The organism is Streptomyces pacificus (genome assembly GCF_011766325.1).
Classification (GTDB): domain Bacteria; phylum Actinomycetota; class Actinomycetes; order Streptomycetales; family Streptomycetaceae; genus Streptomyces; species Streptomyces pacificus.
On record NZ_BLLG01000038.1, the window covers coordinates 1 to 10,893 of the forward strand.

Annotated in this window: 9 protein-coding genes; 5 read left to right on the top strand and 4 right to left on the bottom strand. The window is 68.0% G+C overall.

Going from position 1 to position 10,893, the window contains the following annotated elements; all coding sequences use genetic code 11:
- Nucleotides 1-108 precede the first annotated feature (108 nt).
- Nucleotides 109-2,136, top strand: a complete 2,028-nt coding sequence (locus SCWH03_RS28055; protein ID WP_173267706.1) for a TniQ family protein — start codon at nucleotides 109-111, stop codon at nucleotides 2,134-2,136.
- On the opposite strand, the gene SCWH03_RS28060 is transcribed toward SCWH03_RS28055, so the two are convergent.
- Entirely contained in the window at nucleotides 2,133-2,765 is a 633-nt protein-coding gene (locus SCWH03_RS28060) for an HAD-IA family hydrolase (RefSeq protein ID WP_254077092.1), read from the bottom strand. The two genes, SCWH03_RS28055 and SCWH03_RS28060, sit on opposite strands and share 4 nt — an antisense overlap.
- A gap of 62 nt (nucleotides 2,766-2,827) precedes the next feature.
- Between SCWH03_RS28060 and SCWH03_RS28065 the strand changes: the two genes are divergently transcribed.
- Both SCWH03_RS28065 and tpg read left to right on the top strand, forming a co-directional pair.
- Nucleotides 2,828-3,430, top strand: coding sequence for a hypothetical protein (locus SCWH03_RS28065; RefSeq protein ID WP_254077093.1), 603 nt, complete (start codon nucleotides 2,828-2,830; stop codon nucleotides 3,428-3,430).
- Between the two features lie 137 nt (nucleotides 3,431-3,567).
- Nucleotides 3,568-4,122, top strand: coding sequence for a telomere-protecting terminal protein Tpg (tpg, locus tag SCWH03_RS28070; RefSeq protein WP_173267708.1), 555 nt, complete (start codon nucleotides 3,568-3,570; stop codon nucleotides 4,120-4,122).
- A gap of 125 nt (nucleotides 4,123-4,247) precedes the next feature.
- Here tpg and SCWH03_RS28075 read toward each other — a convergent pair whose 3' ends face one another.
- Nucleotides 4,248-4,988 carry an NAD(P)-dependent oxidoreductase gene (locus SCWH03_RS28075; protein ID WP_173267710.1) on the bottom strand — a complete coding sequence of 247 codons (741 nt, stop codon included), beginning with the start codon at nucleotides 4,986-4,988 and terminating at the stop codon, nucleotides 4,248-4,250.
- A gap of 91 nt (nucleotides 4,989-5,079) precedes the next feature.
- On the opposite strand from SCWH03_RS28075, the gene SCWH03_RS28080 reads away from it, so the two are divergent.
- Both SCWH03_RS28080 and SCWH03_RS28085 read left to right on the top strand, forming a co-directional pair.
- Complete coding sequence (locus tag SCWH03_RS28080) at nucleotides 5,080-5,865, top strand: TetR/AcrR family transcriptional regulator (RefSeq protein ID WP_254077094.1); 786 nt, start codon at nucleotides 5,080-5,082, stop codon at nucleotides 5,863-5,865.
- A gap of 55 nt (nucleotides 5,866-5,920) precedes the next feature.
- Nucleotides 5,921-8,464, top strand: coding sequence for a DEAD/DEAH box helicase (locus SCWH03_RS28085; RefSeq protein ID WP_173267712.1), 2,544 nt, complete (start codon nucleotides 5,921-5,923; stop codon nucleotides 8,462-8,464).
- 358 nt (nucleotides 8,465-8,822) lie between these two features.
- Here the strand turns inward: SCWH03_RS28085 and SCWH03_RS28090 are convergent, their stop codons facing one another.
- Together SCWH03_RS28090 and SCWH03_RS28095 are read right to left on the bottom strand one after the other, a co-directional pair.
- The gene (locus SCWH03_RS28090) at nucleotides 8,823-9,242 is read right to left on the bottom strand and encodes a helix-turn-helix domain-containing protein (protein WP_173267714.1); all 420 of its coding nucleotides are present in this window, start codon (nucleotides 9,240-9,242) and stop codon (nucleotides 8,823-8,825) included.
- Between the two features lie 59 nt (nucleotides 9,243-9,301).
- The gene (locus SCWH03_RS28095; RefSeq protein WP_173267716.1) at nucleotides 9,302-9,922 is read right to left on the bottom strand and encodes a hypothetical protein; all 621 of its coding nucleotides are present in this window, start codon (nucleotides 9,920-9,922) and stop codon (nucleotides 9,302-9,304) included.
- Nucleotides 9,923-10,893 lie beyond the last annotated feature (971 nt).

Below are 10,893 nucleotides of genomic sequence, written 5' to 3' on the forward strand. Positions count from 1 at the left end.
TCGGCCGACGCCCCCGACCACCCCAGATACCCCAGACCGCTTGGATCAACGACCCGGCCAAGCGCAGGGAACCCGCACCACAAACCTCATAGCATCACAACCGTCTCATTGGACTTGAAATCTTCCGAGGCGAGGCATGTCTGGGGGCGGGCCCGCGGGTCTCGATACTGCCCGGCCTGCCTGGCCGAAAGCGGCGGCAGATGGCGGCTGAACTGGAGGCTCGGCTGGTCCTTCGCCTGCCTCGATCACCGCCTGCTGCTGGTGGATGCCTGCCCGCGCTGCAGCCGCATGCCCCGGCACTTCCCGGCGACCACCCGGCACCCGCTGGCTCCGGGACGCTGCCACAGCCCGTCGGAGCACGACGCCCCGCCGGCGCGATGCGGCCAGCCGTTCGAGGAGGTTCCCACCCTCACGCTCGCCGCCCGGGGGCCCGTGGTCGCGGCCCAGAAACTCATCGAGAAGACGATCTCCTCGCAGCAGGCCGATTTCGGCATCTACGAGGACCACCCCCAGCCCAGCCTCGCGCTGTTCGGTGACCTTCGCGCTCTGGCCTGCATCCTGCTTCGCCGTGCTCCCGACCGGCTGACGGACTTCGTCCCACCGGAGATCCTGGCACTGCACCAGCAGCCCCTGCCCGAGAAGCGGCGATCCTTCGACCCTGTCGAGGAGACCCGTCCGGGACGCCTTGTCCCACGACGGGCCGCGACCGCCGCCCTCGCCGTCACCGCGGCCCTGCACATCCTCCAGCAGAACGACGTCCACGCGGCCGGCGCCGCCCTTCGCCACCTGATCAGCGACAACGACGGCAGTATCCCGCTCAAAGTCGGGCTTCAGTGGGCCCACACCAGCCCGGTCTTCGACGCGGTCCATCTTGCAACGCTCGCACCTCGTCTGGGAGGCCCTGATCAGCTGCGATTCCGCACCGCGGACCGGATGCCACGCAAGCCCGGCCGTTCAGCGGCGACGCGGGTCGCCGAGCGGGCCCGCAAGACCCCGACGCAGCTCTGGCCGGCCTGGTCCGCCAGGCTCAGCCCCCTCGACGGGGCCCTCTCACGCACCATCCGCCCGGCCCTGTCGTGCTACCTGCTACTGATCGGAGGCACCGGGGACTTCACCACGACGGCCCGCCTCCTGCACGCACCGGTGGAGGACCGGCTGGGAGCTCACATGACGTTCCGGCTCACGAAGCGGGACCACTTCCACGGCATCAGCCTCGGCCTACTCGCGCTGGCGGACTACCTTGACCAGGAAGGATCACCGATCGACTACACCCGCCGCCGCACGCTCGACTACCGCGACCTACTGCCGCTGGACACCTGGACGCAGCTCTGCCGGGACATCGACTTCGAAGCCGGCGGAGTACGGCGCCACCAGTTCGCCCGAGCGCTGCTGTTCGAACGGCTCAGCGGACTCCCCGCCACCCTCGCCCCGCCCGCCTACGCGCCCGGCACCACGGAACTGCGCACCATGCTGCGGACCTTCGAAACAGACCTCACCCCGGCGCTGATGAGTCAACTCGAAGGGCAAGCAACCGAGTTCCTCAGTCGGCAGGGAATCCGCGACGAACCTCTCTCCTGGCAGCCCCCGACAGACATCGTCCGCGACCTCAAGTTGCCCGGCTGCGACCTGCGGGACATCGACCCCGGCATGCTGCACCGCCTCATCAGGGACGAACGCCTGACAACAGCACAGGCCGCCCGCCGCCTCGGCGTCAGCCATGACGCCGTCCGCTTCGTCCTGCAGGCGCAGCCGGCTCCTCCAGCAGCGGCGAAGAGCGCGAAGTGGGAAAGAGGAGCCACGGTTCGACGGGCTCGCACAGTCCTTCCCAGGGAAAAATTCGCACGCTTCTACCTCGACGAATACCGCTCGCTGAAGTGGATCGCGGAGCATGCGGGCGTGAACGAAGAGGCCATCAAGGTCCTCGTCCGTGAATACGGCATGAGGCGCGATGGCAAAGCGACCCGCTGGCGCCAGATCGATCTCGACTGGCTCCGCGAGCAACGCGCCGCTGGACGCACCTGCCGCGAACTCGCAGACGAGACCGGCTTCTCACTCGGAATGATCAGCTACCTGGGCCGGCGGCACGACCTGCCCGGCCGCCGCCTGGGAGGTGCTGCCCAGTCCCCTTCGCCCTAACGGTCCAGCAGGACGGCCAGCGCCTCCCGCAAATCAGCAGATTCGCGATAATGCACACCCGTCATCCCGAGCCCGACGGCGGCTTCCACATTCTCAAGTCGGTCGTCCACAAACAGACACCGGTCCAGGGCAACCCCCGCCTGGCCAGCCGCAAGCTCATAGATCTTCTGGTCCGGCTTGGCCACCCCCACCCGAGCACTACTGATGACGTGATCGGCGAAATCGGCGAGCCCCAGCAACACCAGGTCGTCCTCCAGTTCCACGGTCGCATTGGTCACCAGAACCAAGGGCACGTGCGTCCGCACCTGAACAAGCATGTCGACCACGACACCGTCGGCACGGAACGGCGCGTTGGCGAGCGCCGTCCCGAGCTCGCGCGCCTGGGCCTCGGGTATCTGACCAGCGAGGCCCACCACGATGGACTCCACCCACTGCTCCTTGGTGATCTCGCCGAGGAGCAGTGGGAGGTCTATCTCCGGCGCAAACGCCACTCTCTCGGTAGTCCCCTCCGCCAGCCCGGCACCGCGCTCCAGGCTCGCCAGTTCCGTCGTGTCATAGAAGCGGATCACGTTGTCGAGGTCGCACAGCACTGCGTCGAAAGGTCTGCTGGAGATCTTGGAAGTCGTCACGGCCCTTGAATAGCACAACAGCGCGCCAGCAATCCATAGATACCCCGATACAACGGGGGCTCATGGTCTATCCTGAACAGGTCATCCCGGCATCTCCTACCACCGAGACGACCTCGCAGAGAGGCGCGATGATCCAGATCACCCTCGGCAAGAAGAAGAACGTCGATCCGAACAGCGATCCCCTCCAACGCTCGCAGGTCGGCTGGAGCGACGGGCTGTCCGACCAGCAACTCCACGACATCGCCCGCGGCGTCTGGGTCATGCCCGGATCACGCATCGAACGAGAACGGTTCGCTGTCGTCAACGGCGGAGGGGTCATCCGCCAGGCCATGGAGATTGAGCGGATCGTCGACATCCCTGGCGGGCGACGGGCCTTCGAAGGCCGCATCCTCGGCCCCGGACACCCCGTCCACGACCACTACGTCGGCAAGCCGGCCCCGAACGGCACCCAGCAGAACCCCATCACCTACTTCGAGTCCCCCCTGGGCAACCGCGAGTGCAACTGCGGATGCGGCAAGCCCATCAGCCGAGGCGACTTCCTCCCCGGCCACGACCAGCGCGCAATCCACGAGAGAATCGCCCGCATCGGAACCGTGAAGGACTTCATCGCCTGGTTCGACCAGACCTGGAAGCCCGATCAAGCCCCGCAGGGCGAAGCCGCGTGAGGAAATGCCACCGAACTGAGACGGAAGCCGCGGGACATCTGATGAGACAGCAGCACAAGCAGCAGGTCACCGCAGTCCGCAATGACACCGGCGGCGCGAACCTACACGACGCCGCCCACGAGGGGGAGTAGAACGCGATGGGCATGTTCGACGACAGCCTCGACGAAGCCGTGGCGAACAAGACCACCAGACCGGCGCCGAAGAGCGCGCCGGCGCAGATGCGGTACCTGGTCAAGCAGCTCAAGGGGACCCGGCCGGTCGCCGAACTGCTCGGCGTCTCCCAGCGCACCGTCGAACGCTATGTGAAGAACCAGATCAAGCAGCCCCGCCCGGAGCTCGCCGCCCGCCTCGCCCAGGAGGTACGCCGGCGCTGGCAGCCCCGGGTGCGGGAACGAGCCAGGAAGCAGGCAGCCACGTCGACGGGCATCGTGATCGAGACTCGCGCCAGGTTCGGGTTCACCGCCGCTCCGGGCAGTACCGACGACGCCCGCACCCGGCTCATCACGCACCATCTGCCACCCGCGTACGCCGCGCGCCTCTTCGACGCCCAGACCCAGGGGGCCACTGATCAGGAGCTGAGGAGCATCGCCGCGGAGGGACTTCAGGAGGAGTACTTCAAGGACCGCGGCCGCCGGGCCGCCGGCCTGTCCGTGGAGTTCACCGACATCGACTACGTCGAGTTCGACATCTGACGCCGCATGGGCCGCGACCCGGCGTATCGACGGTGTGCAGGCGAAGGAGTTGCGGCCGGCGTTCCCCCAGCCTCTGGCCTTCCGGATTGGATGACCTGGGGCTTTGAACAACACCGAGGTCCCTGTCAGGCATGCTCCCCGGGGCCGGCATCGGGACCCGAGCCGCCTCCGGAACCGTGGGCGACTGCGCTGGGGGACCGGCGGCCGACGATCGCCGGGGCCTCCCGGACAAGCGAGTCGTCGGTGAGCGCCTCCACCATGAACAGGGCGAAGTCCACCCGTCGCGTCAGATTGCTGGCCAGCACCGGGTCGCCCACATGCCGGCTCCAGACGGGCAGGCCCTCGCTCTCGCCCTCCTCCAGGCTGCTGCCGCGCACCACGGTCCACCGCGAACCGCTGGCGAACACACGGCGGCACGCCTCCACCTGGTCGTCGATCTCGACGGCGCGGACCAGCCTGCCCAGCAGGGCGGCGACCCGGACGGCCAACAGGAACGTCCGTGAGTACGTGTCCTGGCCGTCGCGTGTGATGTGCCAGCCGCAGGAGAAGACCAGGCGGGCGTCCGGCGCCGCGTGGTCGAGCACCGCCTGCGCCGTGCCCGACGCGTACTGCCGGACTCCCCAGGGCACCAGCACCGTGAGCACCCCGTCGCACCCGGCGACCGCCCGCCGGATCACATCCGGGTCGTCCGTGGGCCCGGGGACGACCGTCATACGTCCCTCGAACGGGGCCAGTTTGGGCACGCTGCGCTCCCGGCATACGCCGACCACCTCGTATCCGCGCTCCAGCGCGTGCCGGACCATGTACTGACCCAGCTTCCCCGAAGCCCCGACGATACAGACCTTCCGTACCCGACTCGTGCCCATCGACCCACTCCTTCACGGAACACGTACCTTACATTGTAAGGTACGCTAGCCTTATGCTGTAAGGTAGTCAAGAGGCGCGAAAGGAGGACCCGTGCTCGAGCGAGGCAAGGGCCGGCGAGGGACATCGGCGCGCACACCGCTCAGCCGCGAGCGGGTGATCCGTACCGCGATGGCGGTGGCGGACGAGAAGGGGGCCTCCGCCCTCACCATGCGGGCCATCGCCCAACCCCTGGGCGTCGAGGCGATGTCGCTCTACCACCACGTCGCCGGCAGGGAGGAGATCCTCGACGGCATGGTCGACGCGGTCTTCGGCGAGATCGACCTGCCCCCGCGTGACGCGGACTGGAAAGCCGCCATGCGCCGGCGGGCGTTCTCCGCCCGCGAAGCCCTCCGGCGGCATCCCTGGGCCATCGGACTGATGGATTCCCGCTCCCGCCCCGGCCCCGCGACCCTGCGTCACCACGACGCACTCATCGGCGCGCTGCGCACCGGGGGATTCTCCGTCCCGATGGCCGCGCACGCCTTCTCACTGATCGACAGCTACCTCTACGGATTCGTCATCCAGGAGCTGAGTCTGCCGTTCGCCGACTCGGCTCAGCTGGAGGAGATCGCGGGCGCCATCCTGCGCGAGGCGCCCGCCACCGCCTACCCCCACCTCACCGAACTCGCCACCGAACACGCCCTCAAGCCCGGCTACGACTACACCGACGAGTTCGCCTTCGGCCTCACCCTCATCCTCGACGCCCTCCATCCGGACGAGACCCCGGACCTGGCCACCGCGGCGGCGCATCCCGGCCGCGGATCCGTGAAGCAGGACACCGGACCGACCCCACCGAGCCGTCAGCACCGCCGGACCGGGTGTTCAGCCGGCGACTGAACACCCGCCCGCCTCCACCCACCCGGGGCACCACGGAAAACGAGAGCTCTGCAACATGACGAAGCCCATGGACCCCCACCAGCGCGAGGCGGTGGACGCGGTCCTCCGCGCCCTTGAGGTACGCCCGGGCACGGCACTCCCCGAGCACGGGCTGCGCACCCAGGTCATCATGGCCACAGGCTCGGGAAAAACCCTGGTCGCCACCCGCAGCGCCGAGGAACTCCGAGCCGGCCGGGTCCTGGTACTCGTGCCGTCCCTCGAACTGCTCACCCAGACGGCCGCCGCATGGCGGGAGGGCGGCCGCCGAGGGCCGCAGCTCGGGGTGTCCTCCCTGCGGGCGGCGGAGGCGGCCTTCCCCAGCACCACGCACCCCGGCGAACTGGCAGACTGGACCCGCCAACTCGGCAAGGCGACGGTGTTCGCGACTTACGCCTCGCTCGGGCTCGGCACACTGGAGCGCGCGCACACCGCCGGCATGCCCGCCTGGGACCTCATCGTGGTCGACGAGGCACACCGCACCTCCGGCCGGATCGGCAAACCCTGGGCCGTCATCCACGACAACCGGAGGATTCCTGCCGCGCGCCGCCTCTATATGACGGCCACTCCGCGTCTGTGGCAGCTCGAGGAGGGCCGGGACACGCCGGGCGGGCTGGTCGCCAGTATGGAGGACGACCCCGACGGCCCGTTCGGCAGCCGCTGCTTCACCCTGACGCTCTCGGAGGCGATCGACCGGGGAGTCTGCGCCCCGTACCAGGTCGTGTGTGTGGACGTGTCCGACCCCGGCTTCCAAGCGGCGGCGCTCCTCAGCGCCGACGGCCGCTCGGCACAGGTACGCGGCGCCCGCATGATGGCCCTGCAGACCGCCCTGATGGAGACCGCCGCCCGGCAACACCTCCGCCGCACCCTGGTCTTCCACCACCAGGTCAAGGAGGCCGAAGCATTCGCCACCGGCCTGCCGGACGTCGCACGACGGCTCCATCGTGCCGACTCCGGCCGGTACCCGGCCACCATCCGCGCCGACTGGCTGTGCGGCGACCATCCACCGCTCCACCGCCGTCGCCTACTGGAAGAGTTCGCCGAGGGCACCACCAGCGACGGCACCCCCGTCGACGTGTCCTTCCTCAGCTCCGTGAAGGTCCTCGGCGAAGGCGTCGACACACGCAACTGCGACAGCGTGTACTTCTGCGACGTGCGCGGCTCCATGCCCGACCTCGTCCAGGCCGTCGGCCGCGCGCTGCGGATGCGGCCCGGCGAGGGCAAGGTCGCCACACTCGTCGTCCCCGTGCTCCTCGGCCCGGGCGAGACTCCCGAGAACATGCTCACCTCCAAGGCGTACGGCGGTCTGGCCAAACTCCTCGAAGCGCTGAGGGCGCACGATACCCGTGTGGTCGAACAGCTTGCCCAGCCGCAGGCCCCCAGCCGCCACATCCCCTTCCCTCAGGAACCCTCAGGGACCCCGGCCGACGAGGGGGAGACGGTGCCGGCCGAGCTCTCCGCTGCGGCTCGGGAACTCCTCAGGTTCTCCACCCCGCGCGATCCCACCCTGCTTGCGGCCTTCATCAGGCTCCGTGTCATCGACCCCGAGGACACATACTGGAAGCGCGGCATCGAGGCCGCCGTCCGCTACCTCCGCGACCACGGGCACCTGCGGGTGCCCTTCACCTACCGCGCACCCGCGAGCCACATCGGGCCACCCACACCCCAAGAGCGCATCGAGGAACAGGAAGTGCCACCCGGCACGGCGGCAGGTTTTCCCCTGGGACAGTGGATCGCCGACACCCGACGCGCCCGCGCGGCCGGCCGGCTGGAAGACGACCGTGTCGACCAACTCGACGAGCTCGGCATGGTCTGGTCCCACGTCGACGTCGCCTGGGAGGAAGGCCTCACCGCAGCCCGAGGATGGGCTGCCGAACACGGCCACCACCTGCTGGCACCGGCCGACGCCACCTACCACGGATACAGGGTGGGCATCTTCCTCAAGAACGCAAGGGCCGCCGCCCGCAGGGCTGACACGATCGAGCAGCGCCGTGCCGAGGGCCTGCCCGTCGAATCCGAACACGGCGTGCTCTCCCAGGACCGCCGGCACGCACTCGAGGAGATCGACCCCTCCTGGTGCCCCGCCTGGTCCACCGACTGGCAGCGCGCTTTCCATCTCACCCGCCGGTACCTCGAAGAAGGCGGGAGCCTCCCCACCGAGCCGGGTGCCGTCACCCGCTACGGCGAGGATCTCGGACGGTGGGTACGCTCACAGCGCCGCCATTGGAACGGGCTCGGCAGCGGTCGACAGTGGATGCTGAGGATGTTCCTCGGCATCGAGCCCTCCGACGACGCCGAGGAACATCCAAAGCCGCGCATCACGCACGCGGACAGATGGACCCTCAACCTCGCCGCCGCGACCCAGTACTACGAGCGCGAAGGGCACCTCCAGGTTCCCCGCAGGCACATCGAGACCCTCGCCCTCCCCTCGGGCGACGACGACGCCCAAGAGCGGCACCCGGTCAGACTCGGTACCTGGATCAGCAACCAGCGCTCGCGCGTCGGCACCATGTCACCGCAGCGAGTGGAGCAACTCACCGCCCTCGGCATGCGCTGGTCGTAGCCCACTGCACTCCTCGAACAAGCAGCCCGTCTGGATCCTCGGTCTCCGCGTAGGCGGTTCTCGCGATACGCACCCGCCCTGGCCTGCCAAGTCCCCCTGTCCACCAGCGTACGGCGGGAACACACATGGGTCGCGGTCTGGTGCTTTTGGCCAGGGCCGACTCCACCTCCGAGGCGTGGGGCCGTGAGATCGCAACGGAATTCCTCTGGCGTTCCTCGTGCACCGCCCGCCGTCTGTTCTGCTCCTCCAGAACAACCCGGTTTAGCTAGTGCTACCGACCCTCTCACTCCACGCCCCGGAACCGCTCGACAATCGTCCTCAGGAGTGCGCACCAGCCACTCGGATTCCCCTCAACTCCTCAACCGGTCGCAGCAAGGTTCGCGGTCTGGGCGGCGAACCTCGCCCGTCGCTGCTCCGTGAAGCGCCCGGGCTCAGCGGCCCGGATCTCGGGAACCGGCATGACGGGGGAGGACACCTTGCCGCCTGTCAACAGCGGGTGGAGCTGGTACAGGCCGTCCTTGAGGCTCCAGACGAGCCCGCACTCGCGGAGCTCCTTGAACCCGCGGTTCACCGTGGGCTTGCTGGCGCCCAGCTCGGAGCACATCTCGTTCTGGCTGATCGCGGCGGTGCCGGTCTCCGGGTCGCTGAGGTAAAGCAGCTCGTCCAGGACGCGGCGCCCAGCGGTGCTCACATCGACCAGGGCGAGCAGCCGCAGGACGTCACGGGAGATCGTGAGGGGTGCCTCGGTGGGAGGACTGGGGACGTAAGAACTACTCACGGAGCCTCACCACTTCCGATCAGGTCGACACTGCAACAACAAGGATATGCCGCGCGGCGTCATGCGCTCGCCTTGCGCACAGGCCGCCGCTGTCGGAGCGTCACGACCTTCTCCTTGCGGCGCGCGGCTTCGGCGGCCTTCTTCTCCGCTTCCCGGGTCTGGCGCCACTCTGTGGGGTACTCGGAGTGCGGGATGATGCACGCCGGGCCCGGAGCGTCATTCCAGAGCTTCTGCCACTTCTCCTGTTCACCCGAGGTCCCGGCCACCGTGAGCCACGGGTTCAACTGCAGGATGCCGCGCTTTGCGGTGCGCACCCACCCGATGTGCGCGAAGAACTGGCTGGCCTCGTTCACAGAGGCCGCTGACAAGTTGCACCGGGCCTGGAGATCGCGCTGGTTCGTCTTCACGAACCCGCGCGCCGCCGCCCGGGTCTGGTCGTCGGCACGGTTCGCGTTCTGCAGCGCTACGAGCTTGCACCACACCTGGAACCATGACCCAGGCATCTTCAGACTGCCAAGCACGTCCATCAGCAGCCGGGCGTCCAGGACGTACCCACTGCACCCCGCACTCGCAGCGAATTCACGTCCCTTGATCTTCTCCACGCCCAGAATCAAGCCGCCCTTGCCGTCCGACCGCGCAACTACGCGCTCACCGGGGCGGACGATCGGCAGCTGATCCATCACCACACTCCTCCACACGTGATCACGTTTCAGGCTGCACGGTAGCACTAGGTAAACCGGGTTGTTCTGGAGGGGCAGAACAACCCGTCCCCCAGAGTGACCTGATGACCCGTCATATCAAGGGGGCGTTTGTTCTAGATCTCCAGAACAACCAGAAGCGGTTTGTTCTGGAGATCTAGAACAAACCGCTCCGCATCACCGCTGGTCAAAGCCGGTTTTCCGGCAGAACACTCTTATGTGTCACTAGAGCTCACCCTTCGCTCCCCTTCCCTCAACTCAGCACCGTGCATATGTGGTAAGCGAGTCGCTGTCACGGGCGTGTCGCGAGGTTGCCCTCCTCAAGCCCAGCTCACTTCGCGGGTGTGACGTGTATCCGGTAGTGTGGCTAGGTTTGTTCACCTACAGCAGGATGCCTGATTGAGGCACCAACGGTCTGACGCTCTTCACTCCAGACATAATCCGGAGCACATACTGATGCACTGAGGTGCGGTCTCGTCCTCTCACATCTCTCTCCAGCAGCCACTCACGGAGCGGGCCGGCCTTGGAGGCCCACTCCAAAGGACCAGGACGGGGAAGTGCATGGGACCCCCAACGAACCAAAGGAAGCAGACCCCGTGAAATGGGGTCATGCGTGCCCGCCGAGCAAGCCATCCGGCGTAAACCGCAACTCAGTAGCCCAGAGCGCAGCAGAGGACGCCGACCCCACAAAGGGATCGGCCCTGACTCGGCAAAGCCGAGTCAGGAGAGTGAAGCGAAAACCCACCAAGCGAATCTCCCGTGCGCAGCGCGGGACTCCCTGGCCCGCAAAGCGGGCTTCATTTGGGTGAAGCGAAGCGGAACCCAAACGTCCGAAGCGAAGCGAAGGACTCCGGCCCGAAGGGCCGGACCTGGCTCGGCGAAGCCGAGCCAGCCGAGCGCAGCGAGGCTGTTCGTTGGCACAGCGCGCAGCGCTGTGGGACCCGCTCCGCGGG